We start from the raw sequence: 15,240 nt of genomic DNA, 5'->3' as shown, positions 1-15,240 counted from the left end.
TGCCCCTTTTTTTCGACATCCACCAAAGGGATGATGGCGGTGGTAGCGTTAACCTCTCCGCCGCGCCGCCGGTTGCGGCGTTCGGGACGGCAGGTCGTCAAACCGTTGGCCACGCACCCTTTTCCGCAACGACGATCGATGTCGTCCGCGGTAATATTTCCAAATATTTCCGGCAACTGCCAAATCGGATGAGCAGTGTTAATCTTGCTGTCGGCAATCCTAACGCGCGCCCAACCGATTGTTAAACACGTGTCTGCACGATCGATGTCATATTCTCAACATCGGAAAGACGGCATGCGCGCAACGATCAGGATGAAATTGGGAACGACTTTTGCGGTCGTCCTGCTGTTGTTGACAGGAATCGTCGCGCTCGGCGTTTCGAAAATGTCGGCGATCAACGATTCGATGAGCAGGCTGGTCGACGATCCCGCCACCGCACTCGACCGCATCCAGCAGTTCAACGACGCGTCGACATCGGCGGTCGTCGCCGAAAAGAACCTCGCGCTGACCAACGATCCGCACATGATGGCGGCGCAGATGCGGGAGCTGCGTCAGCAGCGGGCGCGCGCCGACGAGCTGATCGCCACCGCACCGCCGCTGTCCGACGAAACCGATCTTCAGCACTATGTGAAGATCCGCGAACAGTGGAACGCGTACAAGGCGAATGCCGACAAGGCGATCGAACTGGCGGTCCAGAACAAGAATCTGGAAGCCGGACAGATTTCGCTGGGTGCGGCGCGGACCTCGGCCGTGCAAATGGGCGAGCTGGTCGACCGGACGGTGGCGCGGCAGCGGGCCGAGATGAAGGCGGCGAACGAGGAAGGCGATGTCGTCTATGCCGATGCGCGCTTCTGGTTGATCGCCATCGCCGCGGTCGCGATCGCCATCGCCATTGCCGGTGCGGTCTGGATCAGCAAACTGGTGTCGCGCGGGCTGAAGCGTGTCGCCGTCGCGCTGGACGCGGTGGCGATCGGCGACCTCGACCAGGACGTCCATGTGACCAGCAACGACGAGATTCGCGATCTGGTCGACACGGTCAACCGCATGACGGTCGCGCTGCGCAAATCGGCGACGCTGGCCGACACGATCGCGCAGGGCGACCTGACCGTCGATCACACTCCGCTGTCGGAGCAGGACAAGCTGGGCCATGCGCTGGTGTCGATGGTCGAGCGGCTGCGCGGCGTGGTCGGCGATGCGTCGATGGCAGCGAGCAATGTCGCGAGCGGCAGCCAGCAGCTGTCGTCTTCGTCGGAACAGGTGAGCCAGGGCGCGACCGAACAGGCTGCGGCGGCCGAGGAAGCGTCGGCTTCGATGGAGCAGATGGCGGCCAACATCAAACAGAATGCCGACAATGCCGCCCAGACCGAAAAGATCGCGCGCCAGTCGTCGAAGGATGCCGAGGCGAGCGGCGTGGCGGTCGAACGGGCGGTCGGCGCGATGCGCACCATCGCCGAAAAGATCGGCATCGTGCAGGAAATCGCGCGCCAGACCGACCTGCTGGCGCTGAACGCGGCGGTCGAGGCGGCACGTGCCGGCGAACATGGTCGCGGCTTTGCGGTCGTGGCGTCCGAAGTCCGCAAGCTGGCCGAACGCAGCCAGACGGCGGCGGCGGAGATCAGCGCAGTGTCGGGCGACACGGTGCAGGCAGCGGCGCAGGCCGGCGAGATGCTGACCAAGCTGGTGCCCGACATCCGTCGTACCGCCGAACTGGTGTCGGAAATCAGCGCCGCGTGCCGCGAACAGGATATCGGTGCTTCGCAGATCAACCAGGCGCTGCAACAGCTCGATCAGGTGACGCAGCAGAACGCATCGGCCTCCGAACAGATCACCTCGACCTCCGAGGAACTGGCCGGACAGGCGGAGGAGTTGCAGTCGAGCATCGCCTTCTTCCGCGTCGATACCGGCTCGGTCGCTACGGCCAAGCGCCCCGCCGCCCGCAAGCCAGCCAAGACCAAGGCGGCCGCCGCGCCCAAGGCCAAGCCGAATTCGGTCGCCGACCAGCAGGCCCGCGCCCGCGGCTTCGCGCTCGACCTGATGCAGGGCGGGCCGGACGGCGACGACGCCGCCTTCCGCAACGCCGCCTGACCCATTGCGCAGATCGCCACCCGTGGGGGCGGGTGGCGACGCCTACCGACAGGAGCAACCGCTATGTTCCGCCCGACGATCCTCGGCCTGACTGCCCTCGCCCTTGCCAGCATTCCTACCGCCGTTCGCGCGCAGGACACCGAACCGGCGTCCGCGCTGTCGATCGATTTCGCCTATAAGGGCGATGTCGTCGGGGTGGCGGCGGGCGAGACGCGGGGCGCGCGCTATCTCGACAATATCGACCTGATCGCCGCACTCGACCTCGATCGCGCGGCCGGGTGGCAGGGCGGCAGTGCGGTCGTCAGCCTGCTGAACAATCTGGGCGGGCGGCCGAACGACTTGGCGGGCACGTTGCAGGGCATCGACAATATCGAGGTCGGAACGCCCGACCTGCATCTCTATCAGGCATGGTTCCAGCAGAGCTTTGCCGGAGATCGGCTGTCGGTGCTGGTCGGGAAATACGACCTGAACAGCGAATTCTATTCGGGGGAGGCCGCCGCGCACCTGATCGCGCCGGCATTCGGCATCGGGTCGGAACTGGCCGCGACCGGGCCGAACGGGCCGTCGATCTTTCCACGCACCGACCTGGCCGTCCGCCTGCGCGCGGGCGACGAACGCCATTATGTGCAGGCGGTGGCGATCCGCGCACCGCGCGGCACCGCCGATACCGGGCGGGTGCGATCGACGCTGTTCGTCACCGAGGGCGGATTGCACGGGTCCACCGCGATCGGCATCGGCGGCTGGGCCTATAGCCGCCGCCAGCCGCGCATCGCGCCGCCGGGCGTGACGCTGGCCGAGGGGACGGCGGCGTCGCACGGCGTGTACGTGCTGATCGAACAGGATCTGGCCGGGGAAGCTGACCAGCCGGGCCATTGGCGCGCCTTTGCCCGCGCCGGACTGTCCGACGGGCGGACGACGCCCTTTGCCGGCGGATTTCAGGTCGGCGTCACCGGACGCGGCATCATACGCGCGCGGCCCGACAGCCAATTGTCGATCGGCATCGCCAGCGCCGATCTCAGCACGCCCTATCGCCGCGCCAATCCGGTGGGCGAACCGGCGCTGAGCGGGGCGGAGGGGATGGTCGAGCTGACCTATAGCGACCGGATCGCGCCGTTCCTGACGCTGCAACCAGATGTGCAATATGTCCGCCGCCCCGGCGGCCTTCGCGACGTCGACGATGCGGTGGTGCTGGGACTACGGCGATCGTCGAATGGAAGGCGATGTAGCGCCTATGCCGTCGCCACCACCCCCGGTGACGCGAGGCCGGCATCGACCAGATTGTCGACGAACTGATCGGTGCAGTGCGACCAGCAATAATGGGTGCCGATGCGGACACAGGCGTCGCGGTCGGCGGTGAGTGCCCGGGCGACGGCCGTCGCCAGATCGGGGTCGAGCGCGCCGATACGCGCGCTGCCGCCGCCCATGCCATCCAGCCCGATCACGTCGAGCGGCCCCGGCACCGGATAGGCCGCGACCGGGGTGCCGCAGGCCAGCGCCTCGATCATCACCAGGCCGAAGGTATCGGTGCGGCTGGGGAAGACCAGCACGTCGGCGGCGCGATAGGCGGCAGCGAGGCCGGCGCCCTGCTTCACGCCGATAAACTGCGCCAGCGGATAGCGGCGTTCGAGGTCGGCGCGCGCCGGGCCATCGCCGACCAGCAACTTGGTGCCCGGCACATCGAGCGCCAGAAACGCCTCGATATTCTTTTCGACCGCGATACGACCGACGTGGAGCAGGATCGGGCGCGGCAGGGTGGCGACGTCGAGCCGGGCGCCATCGGGCTTGAACAGCGACAGGTCGACGCCGCGCGACCAGCGTTTGGTATGGGCGATGCCATGGTCGTGGAGCGATCCGGCGACGCGCGCAGTCGCGGTCATCACCCCGCTGGCCGCGGCATGGAAACGGCGCAGGAACGGCCAGAAGAGGCCGGCGGGCAGATGGGTGCGCATCGCCAGATATTCGGCGAAATTGGTGTGGAACGAGGTGGTGAAGCGCGCGCCCTTCAGCCTGCACCAACGCCGCGCCGCCCAGCCGAGCGGTCCTTCGGTGGCGATATGGATCGCATCGGGGTGGAAGGCGGCGATGCGACGGCCGAGTTCGGGACCGCAGCCGAACGCCAGCCGGATTTCGGGATAGCCGGGACAGGGCCGGGTGACGAAACCGTCGGGGGTGAAGGTTTCGACGACATGGCCACGTTGCTGCAGGCGGCCGATCGTCGTTTGCAGCGTGCGGACGACGCCGTTGACCTGCGGACTCCATGCGTCGCTGACGATCGCGATCCTCACGCGGTGGCGACCGCCCGGCCGGCATCGGCGGCCTTGCCGTTCGCCATTGCCAGTTCCTTTTCCCAGGTCTCGGCACGCCAGTCGATCAGCGACAGCGCGCCGGCATGATCCTCGACCAGCGCGGTGCAGCTTTCGACCCAGTCGCCGTCGTTATAATACATGATGTCGCCGATCTGGCGGATCTCGGCGGTGTGGATATGGCCGCACACCACGCCGTCGACGCCGTGTTCGGCGGCGGCATGCGCCACGGTTTCCTCGAACCGGCCGATGAAGTTGACCGCGTTCTTGACGCGGTGCTTGGCATAGGCCGACAGCGACCAATAGGGCAGGCCGAGCTTGCGCCGCGCGAAGTTCCACACGCTATTGGCCTTGAGCAGCGCGGTATAGGCATGGTCGCCGAGGAAGGCGAGCCATTTGGCATAGAGCACCACGCCGTCGAACTTGTCGCCGTGCAGCACCAGCAGGCGGCGGCCATCGGCGGTTTCGTGAATATCCTCCTCGACCATCTCGACCCCGCCGAACTCGAGACCGACATAGTCGCGAAACGCCTCGTCATGGTTGCCGGGGATGTAGATGACGCGGGTGCCCCGGCGCGCGAACTTCAGGATCGAACGGATCACGTCGTTATGGCTCGACGGCCAGTACCAGCCGCGGCGGATCTGCCAGCCATCGACGATGTCGCCGACCAGATACAGCGTCTCGCATTCGAAGGAATGGAGGAAGTCGACCAGTTGCGTGGCACTGCATCCCGGCGTGCCGAGATGGACGTCGGAGATGAACACGGTGCGATAGGACTTTTTCGGACCCTCGGCACGATAGCTTTGCGGGTCGTTGATCCAGTCCGGAATCTTGCGGGCGAGTGACTTTACGGTCGATGCCGGTGAAGTCTGTCGATCATTCCGGGATACAAATGCCGTCGTCATCGTATTTCTCCACACCAGTGGACCGGACGTTCGTCCTTGCGATGGCGGTGCTGTAACCAGGTCGCGCGACAATAGTATTGCGCGCGTGTGACGGCGATTCTCATCAAACTGAAACCTTGCTGACATGGGCGCGACATTGCCGTGTCATCGACCGGCGTCATTTTAGCTGGCCAGACAAGCCTGGCGCGGCACTGGACAAGGAAACTCTCGGATTGGCTCAGGAATTGAACCGCCTCGGCGTGGCGAGCGCCTATGATCGCTGGGCGCCGATCTATGATCTGGTGTTCGGGCCGGTGTTCCGCCGCGGGCGGCGGGCGGCGATCGATGCCGCCGAGACGGTCGGCGGGCGCATCCTCGAGGTCGGCGTCGGCACCGGCATTTCGTTGCCGCATTACCGTCATGACAGCCGCATCACCGGCATCGATATCGCCGACCAGATGCTCGACAAGGCGCGCGACCGAGTCCGCCGGCTGAAGCTCAACCATGTCGAGCGGATCGCGATCGGCGATGCCGAGGCGCTCGATTTCGCCGACGCATCGTTCGACGTGGTCGTCGCGCAATATGTCGTGTCGGCGGTGCCGCATCCCGACCGCGCCTTGAGTGAGTTCCTGCGCGTGGTGCGGCCGGGCGGCATGATCGTGATCGCGACGCGACTGGGCGCGGAAGCCGGCATGCGCGCCAAGATCGAACGCGCGCTGATGCCGATCACCAGTCGGCTTGGCTGGCGGACCGATTTTCCTTGGTCGATCTATGGCGACTGGGCGGCGCGCAACCCGCAGGCGGAGCTGATCGAGCGGCGCCCGCTGCCGCCGCTCGGCCATTTCTCGCTGGTCTGTTTCCGGCGCGCGGCGGACGCGCAGGACAATCACCCGACGCCCGCGCTCGGCGCGACCGCCTGAAAACCCCTTTCCATCAGAGGTTTATTCGATGCCCGGATTCAAGGAAGCGCTGAAGGAACAGCGGTGGGACGATCATCGCTATTATCATCACAGCATCATCAACCAGGCGCTGCACTTCGTCAGCGCGACGACGTTCCTGATCGCCTATGTCGTGGTGTGGATCGACCCGGCGGTCGCCAGCCTGCTCGGCTGGCTGGTGGCGATGACCGCGCGGCAATCGGGGCATTTCTTCTTCGAACCCAAGACCTACGACCATGTGAACCAGGCGACGCATGCGCACAAGGAAGAGATCAAGGTCGGCTACAATCTGTTCCGCAAGGTCGTGTTCATGGGCCTGTGGGCGGCGACGCCGATCCCGCTACTGATCGATCCGACCTTCTTCGGGGTGTTCGAACCGCATGTCGGGTTTGTCGGGTTCCTGCGGCATCTGGCGCTGCTGTGGCTGGCGTTCGCGGTCGGCGGCTTGCTGTTCCGGGTGGTGCAGCTGTTCGTGCAGCGCGACGTGATGACCGGGCTGGTCTGGGCGACGAAGATCGTGACCGATCCGTTCAACGACTTCATCCTGTATCGGAAAGCGCCGGTGCAGTTGCTGAAGGGTGCGCGGATCGATACCGATTTGCAGGAAGCCGCCCGCCACTGAAAACAAACGCTTTTCCAGAATAAGTTCACTAAGTTCACACTCGCGACCGGTTTGCGCATCAGCGGACCGGTCGTTGCGTTTCGGGGGCAGTCGGACGGAGAGAAAGAACGACCGACAGAATGACAGTCGCTGCCCGTGTAGGACAGCATAAACCCGCCGCGACCATCTGGTTTGCCGACGCCGGAACCCCATATAGGATTCGGCCTGCCGACACCCGTCGAACGGCCCTGCTACCGGCGCCGGCCGGTCGACCCTATCCGCGTGACCCGGCTGGTCCGCATGCTCGAAAAAATGAACGGATCTGCATGCAGGACGATTGGCGACGGGGCGTTGCGCCCTCGGTTACGACTTCGCGGGCGATGAATGTCAGCATCGCACAAGCCGAAGTGGTGGCGCTGTGCAACAAGCACGCCGCGTCGATCAGTGCGATCGAGCCGCTGCATTCGGGCGGAACGCGCGTCGTGCTGCAGAACAACGAAGCGGCCGAGACGATGCGCAAGGCGTTCGGCAAGAAGATCATGGCCGGCACGGTGGTGCGAACGCCGTGGGTGCGGAACGGCTGAACCGACGGACCGCATCGCATGACCCGCGATACCCCGGCGCTGGCCCGGGCGATCGAACTCGCCGCGACGGGTGAGTATATCTCGGTGAACCATATCCGGCAGGCGCTGCGCCGCGGAGGCTATACCAGCCTTGCGCAGGACCTGGCGGGTCCGGTGGCGAACCGGGCGATCATCGACGCGTTGCAGGCGGCCTGTACCGCCCGCGACCGATAGCGGCGGGGTCGCCTATCTCCGCCCCAGCCGCCGCGCCAGCGTTTCCCGAAGCACCTGTCGCCGCAGCAGCTTGTTGGTGGTGCCGGGCGCGCTCCACCACCAGCCATCGGCGGCACAGGCCTGTGCCGCCTTCACGAAGCGGGCGACGACCTCGGCGAAGGCCGCGTCGTCATAGTTCAGGCTGAAGATCAGGCGGCCGGTGCCGACCCAGCTTAGCGCGAGGCCCTCCGCTCGGGCATAATATTGCAGCATCCAGTTGTAGCGCGAGGGCAGGGTGTAGAGGATCGTCCACACCGTCTGCATCCCGGCCGCGCGGACCGGCAGGTCGGCGGCCGCCATCGCCGCGTTGAACTGCGCGAGCCGCGCGTCCCAGCGGGCGTCGACGTCGGCGTACATCGCCTGCACTTCCACGCTGTCGAGGCGTTCGAGGAACACGTCCATCGCCCCCATCACATAGGGGTGCGCGTTGAAGGTGCCGCGGGCGAAGCAGATGTCGGCGGGTTGTTCGGGGCGGAAGCGCTTCATCAGGTCGGCCCGGCCGCAAACGGCACCGACCGGGAGGCCGCCGCCCAGCGTCTTGCCGTATGTCACCATGTCGGGCTGCACGCCGAACGCCTCGGCCATGCCGCCCTTCGCCAGACGAAAACCCATGAAGACTTCGTCGAAGATCAGGACGATGTTGGCCTTGGTGCACACCTCGCGCAACCGCACCAGCCAGTCGCGATAGGCGGCGCGGTCGACATGCGCGCTGCGGCTGCTGTCGATCAGCGTGCCGTCCGACGGCGCGCCCCGGTTCGGGTGCATCGCCTGCAACGGGTTGACCAGCACGCAGGCGATATCCTTGCGGGTGGCGAGGACGTGCAGCGTGCGGTCGGACAGTTCGGACAGGGTCAGCGTATTGTCGGCCGGGGTCGGGTTGCCGATGCCCGGCTGCACATCGCCCCACCAGCCATGATAGGCGCCGGCGAAGCGCACCACCCGGCGGCGGCCGGTATGATAGCGGGCGAGGCGCACCGCCTGCATCACCGCTTCGGTGCCGGACATGTGGAACGACACCTCGTCCATGCCGCTGATCGTGCGCAGGCGGGCGACATTGGCGGCGATGACCGGGTGATAGGTGCCGAGCACCGGCCCCAGATCGGCGACGCGGGCGCTGCCCTCGGCAATACACTCCTTGTAGAAATCATGGCCGAACAGGTTGACGCCGTAGGAACCGGCGAGGTCGTAGAAGACATTGCCGTCGAGGTCGGTGGCAGTGACGCCCGAGGACGATACGTAAAAGGCGCCGGTGGCGAGGCGTTCGCGGACCAGTCGGCTGAACTGGAACGGCACGCGGTAGCGGCCGGTGAATTGCAGGTCGGACAGCCCCTCGCGGAGTTCCTTCGTCGCGGCGACGGTCTTGGCGAAGCGGGCCGCGTAGAGCGCCGACAGGCGGTCGAAACCGGCGCGGCGCTTTGCGGCGATCTCGGCAGGCGCATCGTCGGCGGCGAAGAAGCGGACGTCGTCATAGTCGTAGAAGGCAATCGCCCTCGCGATCCGCTGGCCCCAGCGGACATGGCCGGTCAGCGAGCCGTGCTTGGCGCGGCTGAGGGCCAAACGGGCGCGGCCCTTGGTAGCGACGAGACCGGCAGTGCCGGCGGCGAGGACGATGGCGAGTGGCGTCATGACTGACGCGAATATGACGCGATCGGGAAATATTGATGACGGCCATGGACGATATCCGCCCGGCGCCGCCTGCGCCCGCCGCCCCCGCTTTGCCCCGCTGGATCGCGAAGCTGACCGACATCGAATCGGTCAATTACGCGCTGACCAACTGGCTGCCGCGGCGCAGCGCCACGCGGGCGATGGGGTGGCTGAGCAAGATCGAGCAGCCGCTGGTGGCGCGGGCGTCGATCGCGCTGTGGCGGGCCTTCTGCGACGTCGACCTGTCCGATGCGGCGGAGACGCGCTGGCCGTCGCTGCACGCCGCGTTCATCCGGCGGCTGCGCCCCGGTGCGCGGCAGTTCCGGGCGCAGGCGCAGCAACTGGCGGCACCGTCGGACGGGATCATCGTCGCCAGCGGGCGGATCGACAGTGACAGCATCGTGCAGGCCAAGGGACGACGATATTCAATTGCGGAACTGACCGGGGGCGAGGGCAACGCCTATATCGGCGGGCGGTTCGTCACGCTCAGGCTGACGGCGGGCATGTATCACCGCTTCCATGCGCCGCAGGATGCGGTGGTCGAACGCGTGCGCTATTTTCCGGGCGACTGTTTCAACGTCAATCCGCCGGCACTGAAACGGGTCGACCGGCTGTATTGCCGCAACGAACGCGCGACGGTGCGGCTGCGGCTGGGCGACGGGACGCCGGTGCTGCTGGTGCCGGTCGCGGCGATCCTGGTCGCGGCGATCCGGCTGACCTTTCTCGACACCGACCGGCTGCTGCGCGAACGGCCCGATCCGGTCGCGACGCTGGCGACGCCGGTCGCGCAGGGGGAGGAGATGGGCTGGTTCGAACATGGATCGACGATCGTGATGCTGGTGCCGGCGTCGTTCGACATTGCCGACGGGGTGGCGACCGGCGACCGGGTGCGCGCGGGCGACGTGCTGTTCGAACGGGGGGTAGAAGATATCTGAGGCGGGCGGCCGGCGGCCAAGCTGAACGAAGCCGTCGCCGCCGCGACAATCCGACACAATTTCGGGCGTTGGCGACAAACGCCTGCGACATGGCGCCCCCATCTTCTGCTTCAGCCCAAGAGGTTCGAACAGGAGAAGACTGATGAAGAAGTTCGCACTGATGCTCGCCGGCCTCGGCGTCGCCATGACCGCGCTGCCCGCCGCCGCGCAGCCATCGGTCAACCAGCGCCAGGCGCAGATCGAGCGCCGCATCGACCAGGGCATACGGAGCGGCGCGCTGAGCCGGCGCGAGGCCGTCAACCTGCGCGCCGAATTCCGCCAGATCGCACAGCTCGAACAGCGGTATCGCCGCTCGAACGGCCTGTCGGTGCAGGAGCGCCGCGACCTCGACCGCCGCTTCGACGCGCTGGCGTACAAGGTGCGGGTCGACAAGCGCGACCGCAACAACCGCCCCGGCTATCGGCGGTAAGACCTAGGCCCCGGCGACGAACGCGCCGATCAGCCCGGCATCCTGACCCAGCCGCCCCGGCACGACGATCGGCGTCGTCGCCGGGGTCAGCAGGTTCGCCCGCACCCGCGCGTCGAGCGCGGCGATCAGCGCAGTGGCATTGGCCAGCCCGCCGCCGACCGGGACGATCGTCGCCGACATGGCGTGGAGCAGCATCGCCAGCGGCCCGCCGACCAGTTCGCACCAGTAATCGACCGTCGCTGCCGCCAGCGGGTCACCGGCCTGCGCGCCGCGCGTTATCGCGATACTGTCGGCATCGATCCCGTGCAGAAACCGGTGCAGCCGCTCCAGCCCGCGGGCGCTGCCGATCGTGTCGAGGCACCCGACAAGGCCACAGCCGCAGGCGAACACCGGATTGGCTCCCGGTGCGGTGCGGCTGTCGTGCACGACCTGCCCATGACCCCATTCGCCACCGATCCCGCCGGCGCCGCTCACGATCCGGCCATGTTCGACCAGCCCGCCGCCGACCCCGGTGCCGAGGATGATGCCGAACACCCGGTCGTGCCCGGCCGCGACGCCACGCGCCGCCTCCGCCAGTACGAAGGCATCGGCATCGTTCACCACCCGCACTGGTACCGCGAGCACTGCGCCCAGTTCGGCGGCCAGCCGCCGCCCGTCGATGCAGGGGATGTTGGCGCTGGTGACGATGCCCGACAGCGGATCAACCAGCCCGGCGGTGGCGATCGACACCCGATCGCACGCCACCGCCGCCAGCGCATCGGCGAACAGGGCGACGAACGCCGTCCAGTCGTCGACCGGGGTCGGTACTTTCCGCCGCCAGCCGATCGCGCCGGCATCGTCGAACGCGGCGATGTCGACGAACGACCCGCCGACATCGGCGCACAGCCGCATGGTTATTCGGCGCCCAGCCAGTTCCTGCGGAACGCCTTTTGCTGCGCGGTCGGCGCCTGCCCGACGGTCTCGCCGCGCACTATCTCCAGCGTCGGATCGGCCGCCGGGGTCAGCGTCGCGGTAAGCTCGCTCCCGAAGCGGCGATAGCGCAGTTCGGTCGGCGTGCCGGGCTTCAGCGCCCCGACCGCCGCGTTCCACGCCGCGGCATTGGCGATCGCCTGCCCGCCGAGCGCAACGATCACGTCACCGCGGTCGAGCCCGGCGGTGAACAGCGGCGAATTCTGCGCCGGGGGGAAGGTCAGCGTCACCCCCTCCGCCTCGTCGCTCGCCGCCGTCCGCCCGATCCAGCCGCGGGTCGGCGCAGCGGGGCGCAGCACCAGCCCCGCCTGTGCCAGCAGTGGCGAGAAATCGGGGAGCGCACTGCCGTCGATCGACCGCGCGAAGAACGCATTGGCAAAGCCCTGGTCCCCGGTCGTCTCGGCGAGCGCCGCGCGGAGGTCGGCGGGGGTATAGGGCTTCTCGCCCTTGCCATGCCGCGTCCACAGCGTGCGCATAAAATCGTCGAGGCTCTTGCCCGCGAACCGCTGCCGCAATTCGAGGTCGAGCGCCATGCCGATGATCGCGCCATAGGGGTAATAGGATACGAAGATATTGGGATCGACCGGATCGATCGAACGCGCCGCATCGACGAACGGCGCGCGCAGGCTCATCTCCTGCGGCGAGGCATTGATCCGCGCGGCGATCCGCGCCGGATTGTTGACGATGCCGCTCAGCATCGGCCCCATCTCATCCAGATACTCGTCGACGCTGGCAAGGCCGGCGCGGCGGATCGACAGCGGGCCGTAATAGCTGGTGAAGCCCTCGGCCAGCCATAGCGACGGCGTCGGGTTCGCGCGGGTGAAGTCGAACGGTTCGAGTTCGGCGGGGCGGATGCGCTCGACGTTCCAGCTGTGGAAGAATTCATGCGCCAGCGTGCCCAGCTGGTCGTCCTTCGCGTCGGCCAGCGATTGCGTGCTGGTGATGATCGTCGAGTTGCGATGCTCCATGCCGTCACCCACCACCGACGGACGATAATCGGCGATGAAGGTATAGGGGCCGAAATCATAGGGGGCGGGCGCGCCGAAGATGCGGATCTGTTCGCGCACCACCCGCTTCGCCTTTTCGGTGAAACGGTCCATGTCGGCGGCGCTGCCGTCGTGATGCAGCGCGAGGCGATAGGTCTTGCCGCCCTCCTGCCATTCGCGGACCATGTGGTTCGACAGCTCGGTCGGGCTGTCCATGAAATATTGCAGGTTGGGCGCCCAATAGGTGCCGGGCGTATCGCTCTCCGGCAACTGGGTCGCGACCTTCCATGTCGGGTCGGGGCTCTGGAAGCGGACGCGGATCGGCTGCGCGTCGTACCCGGCTGCCCATAGGAAGGTGGCGGGCATGTTCAGATGCGCGTGGGTCGTGTCGATCTGCGCATAGGTGCCGTCGCCATGATCGGCGAACAGCGTGTAGGTGACGACGACCGTGCCGTCATGCCCGGCGACGCTCCAGCCATAGGGGTCGCTGCGCGTCAGCTTGAGCGGCCGCCCGGCGCCATCGGTGGCGCTGACGTCATAGACGTTCTTGGCGAATTCATGGATCGCATAGCGCCCCGGCGACGAGCGCGACATCTGCACGCGCAAGGGCCCGGCCGGCACCCCGGTCCAGGTCGCGGTGATCCGTGCGCGGTGATGCGCGACCTGCGGGAACGACACGTCGTAGCGCACCTTCGCCGCGGTGCCGGGATCGCGGGGAGCAGGCGCGGTCTGCGCCAGCGCGGGAAGCGCGATCGTGGAAGCGAGCAGGGCGGCGGCGAACGGCGAACGGACCATGGAGGCTCCCGGAAAGAATATCGGCTGCCTTGTAGCGGCGCTCGACGCGCTTTTGAAAGCGGCTTTCCCGCCGCGTGGCCGCCCCGCCCGTTGCCCCCCGGCGCGCTGCCGCCTACACGGCGGCATGGCCCATATTCTCCTGACCGGCGGATCGCGCGGGATCGGTGCGGCGATCGCCGACCGGCTGCGCGACGCCCACACCCTTGCCGTCCAGTCGACCGGCGGCGACCTGCCCGCCGATTTCGCCGATCCCGCCGCGCCCGCCGATCTGTGGGCGCGTGCACTCGACCGGCTGGACGGGCGGATCGATGTGCTCGTCAACAATGCCGGCGTGTTCGAGGCGAACCCGATCGACCGGCCCGATGCGGAGTGGGTCGCGGGCTGGGAACGCAGCCTGCGCATCAACCTGACTGCGGCTGCCGAACTCAGCCGGCTGGCGGTGCGCCACTGGCGGGAACAGGGCATGCCGGGGCGGATCGTCAATATCGCCAGCCGCGCCGCACACCGCGGCGATTCGCCCGCCCACTGGCATTATGCCGCGGCCAAGGCGGGCATGGTGGCGATGACCAAGACCATCGCCCGCGCCTATGCCCGGGACCGCATCCTCGCCTTTGCCATCTGTCCCGGCTTCACCATGACCGGCATGGCCGAGGACTATGTCGCGAGCCGCGGGGGCGACAAGCTGCTTGCCGACATTCCGCTCGGCCGGGTGGCGATGCCCGACGAGGTGGCGGTGATGGCGGCCTTCTGCGCGACCGAGGCGCCCGAATCGATGACCGGCGCGGTGCTCGACGTCAACGGCGCGAGCTATGTCCGATGAGCTGGAAACTGACCCTGCCCTGCACCCGCGCCGAGGCAGAGGCGATCGACGCGGCCGAGGATTTCGGCATCGATCCCGCACCGGTGCTGATGACGACCGAGACGGTCGAGGACGATACCGAGACGTGGCGGCTGGACGCCTATTTTGAGGCGGAGCCGGACGATGCCGCCGTCGCCGCGATCGCCGCGCTGGTGCCAAGTGCCGCCGGACAGGCGCCGCGGATCGAGGCGCTGGGCGACGAGGACTGGGTGACGATGAGCCAGGCAGGGCTGGAGCCGCTGTCGGTCGGGCGATTCTATGTCCACACCGCCGCGCAGGTGGGGGACGTGCCGGCGGGCAAGCGGGCGTTCCTGATCGATGCCGGGCGGGCGTTCGGGACGGGGCATCACGAGACGACCAGCGGCTGTCTGGCGATGCTCGACGGGCTGGCGGGCGAGACGTTCGCCAATGCGATCGACCTGGGCACCGGTACGGGATTGCTGGCCTTCGCCGCGCGCGAATTGTGGCCGCAGGCGCGGGTGGTCGCGACCGATATCGATCCGGTGGCGATCGACGTGACCGCCGAGAATGCGCGGTTGAACGGGGTAGAGCGGGTCGAACTGGTGGTCGCCGACGGTGCCCTGTCCGACGCGATCACCGCGGCGGCGCCCTATGACCTGTTGATCGCCAACATATTGGCGGGGCCGCTGATCTCGATGGCACCCGAGGTGGCGGCGATCGCCACGTCCGAGGCGACGATCGTGCTGGCGGGACTGCTCGAGACGCAGCGGGAGGATGTGGTCGCGGCCTATGCGGCGTGCGGCTGTACGCTCGAGGAAGTCGACCGGCGCGGCGACTGGAGCGTGCTACGGTTGCGCGCGGGGGCGGCGCGGTTCGTGCCGAGCGGGCCGATCGATCCGAAGGGCCGCGACGGCTGGGCGTTGGATTTGTAAAATCCTCCCCGCTCGCGGGGAGGGGGACCAGCGAAGCTGGTGG

15 protein-coding genes are annotated in these 15,240 nt (G+C 67.5%); 10 read left to right on the top strand and 5 right to left on the bottom strand.

The genetic code is table 11. The features are described 5' to 3' along the window. The first annotated feature begins 312 nt into the window (after positions 1-312). Both ACTHQV_RS14480 and ACTHQV_RS14475 read left to right on the top strand, forming a co-directional pair. Positions 313-2,085 carry a methyl-accepting chemotaxis protein gene (locus ACTHQV_RS14480; protein ID WP_440491242.1) on the top strand — a complete coding sequence of 591 codons (1,773 nt, stop codon included), beginning with the start codon at positions 313-315 and terminating at the stop codon, positions 2,083-2,085. A 63-nt stretch (positions 2,086-2,148) separates the two neighbouring features. After that, on the top strand, positions 2,149-3,378 hold the full coding sequence (locus tag ACTHQV_RS14475) for a carbohydrate porin (RefSeq protein WP_440491240.1): 1,230 nt from the start codon (positions 2,149-2,151) through the stop codon (positions 3,376-3,378). Here the strand turns inward: ACTHQV_RS14475 and ACTHQV_RS14470 are convergent. Then, the gene (locus tag ACTHQV_RS14470; protein WP_440491238.1) at positions 3,315-4,370 is read right to left on the bottom strand and encodes a glycosyltransferase family 4 protein; all 1,056 of its coding nucleotides are present in this window, start codon (positions 4,368-4,370) and stop codon (positions 3,315-3,317) included. The two genes, ACTHQV_RS14475 and ACTHQV_RS14470, sit on opposite strands and share 64 nt — an antisense overlap. Beyond that, positions 4,367-5,293, bottom strand: a complete 927-nt coding sequence (locus ACTHQV_RS14465) for a UDP-2,3-diacylglucosamine diphosphatase (protein WP_440491237.1) — start codon at positions 5,291-5,293, stop codon at positions 4,367-4,369. Before ACTHQV_RS14465 ends, ACTHQV_RS14470 begins: the two co-directional genes overlap by 4 nt. A gap of 212 nt (positions 5,294-5,505) precedes the next feature. On the opposite strand from ACTHQV_RS14465, the gene ACTHQV_RS14460 reads away from it, so the two are divergent. The 4 genes from ACTHQV_RS14460 (at position 5,506) to ACTHQV_RS14445 (ending at position 7,608) form a co-directional block, all read left to right on the top strand. Continuing rightward, the gene (locus ACTHQV_RS14460; RefSeq protein ID WP_440491235.1) at positions 5,506-6,192 is read left to right on the top strand and encodes a methyltransferase domain-containing protein; all 687 of its coding nucleotides are present in this window, start codon (positions 5,506-5,508) and stop codon (positions 6,190-6,192) included. A 28-nt stretch (positions 6,193-6,220) separates the two neighbouring features. Further along, positions 6,221-6,832: a hypothetical protein gene (locus tag ACTHQV_RS14455; protein WP_440491233.1), complete on the top strand. Its 612-nt coding sequence runs from the start codon at positions 6,221-6,223 to the stop codon at positions 6,830-6,832. Between the two features lie 359 nt (positions 6,833-7,191). Next, positions 7,192-7,395 (top strand): hypothetical protein, encoded by a 204-nt coding sequence (locus tag ACTHQV_RS14450; protein ID WP_440491232.1) that lies wholly within the window; start codon positions 7,192-7,194, stop codon positions 7,393-7,395. Positions 7,396-7,413: 18 nt separating this feature from the next. After that, complete coding sequence (locus ACTHQV_RS14445; RefSeq protein WP_440491230.1) at positions 7,414-7,608, top strand: hypothetical protein; 195 nt, start codon at positions 7,414-7,416, stop codon at positions 7,606-7,608. Between the two features lie 12 nt (positions 7,609-7,620). On the opposite strand, the gene ACTHQV_RS14440 is transcribed toward ACTHQV_RS14445, so the two are convergent. Next, positions 7,621-9,273 carry an aminotransferase class III-fold pyridoxal phosphate-dependent enzyme gene (locus ACTHQV_RS14440; RefSeq protein WP_440491228.1) on the bottom strand — a complete coding sequence of 551 codons (1,653 nt, stop codon included), beginning with the start codon at positions 9,271-9,273 and terminating at the stop codon, positions 7,621-7,623. A 35-nt stretch (positions 9,274-9,308) separates the two neighbouring features. Here ACTHQV_RS14440 and asd point away from each other — a divergent pair, with 35 nt between their 5' ends. Beyond that, positions 9,309-10,226: an archaetidylserine decarboxylase gene (gene asd / locus ACTHQV_RS14435; RefSeq protein WP_440491226.1), complete on the top strand. Its 918-nt coding sequence runs from the start codon at positions 9,309-9,311 to the stop codon at positions 10,224-10,226. Positions 10,227-10,368: 142 nt separating this feature from the next. Beyond that, the gene (locus ACTHQV_RS14430; protein WP_440491225.1) at positions 10,369-10,695 is read left to right on the top strand and encodes a hypothetical protein; all 327 of its coding nucleotides are present in this window, start codon (positions 10,369-10,371) and stop codon (positions 10,693-10,695) included. 3 nt (positions 10,696-10,698) lie between these two features. Here ACTHQV_RS14430 and ACTHQV_RS14425 read toward each other — a convergent pair whose 3' ends face one another. Together ACTHQV_RS14425 and ACTHQV_RS14420 are read right to left on the bottom strand one after the other, a co-directional pair. Continuing rightward, entirely contained in the window at positions 10,699-11,586 is an 888-nt protein-coding gene (locus ACTHQV_RS14425; RefSeq protein WP_440491223.1) for an ROK family protein, read from the bottom strand. 2 nt (positions 11,587-11,588) lie between these two features. Beyond that, positions 11,589-13,445 carry a M61 family metallopeptidase gene (locus tag ACTHQV_RS14420; RefSeq protein WP_440491221.1) on the bottom strand — a complete coding sequence of 619 codons (1,857 nt, stop codon included), beginning with the start codon at positions 13,443-13,445 and terminating at the stop codon, positions 11,589-11,591. A 124-nt stretch (positions 13,446-13,569) separates the two neighbouring features. Here ACTHQV_RS14420 and ACTHQV_RS14415 point away from each other — a divergent pair, with 124 nt between their 5' ends. Next, positions 13,570-14,265: an SDR family NAD(P)-dependent oxidoreductase gene (locus ACTHQV_RS14415; protein WP_440491219.1), complete on the top strand. Its 696-nt coding sequence runs from the start codon at positions 13,570-13,572 to the stop codon at positions 14,263-14,265. Beyond that, the gene (locus ACTHQV_RS14410) at positions 14,262-15,197 is read left to right on the top strand and encodes a 50S ribosomal protein L11 methyltransferase (RefSeq protein ID WP_440491217.1); all 936 of its coding nucleotides are present in this window, start codon (positions 14,262-14,264) and stop codon (positions 15,195-15,197) included. The genes ACTHQV_RS14415 and ACTHQV_RS14410 overlap by 4 nt, the downstream gene beginning before the upstream one ends. Positions 15,198-15,240: the final 43 nt, after the last annotated feature.

Source organism: Sphingomonas sp. SAFR-052 (assembly GCF_051965015.1).
GTDB lineage: Bacteria > Pseudomonadota > Alphaproteobacteria > Sphingomonadales > Sphingomonadaceae > Sphingomonas.
Note: the sequence above shows the minus strand (reverse complement) of the source record. Positions and strands in the feature narration are given on the sequence as shown.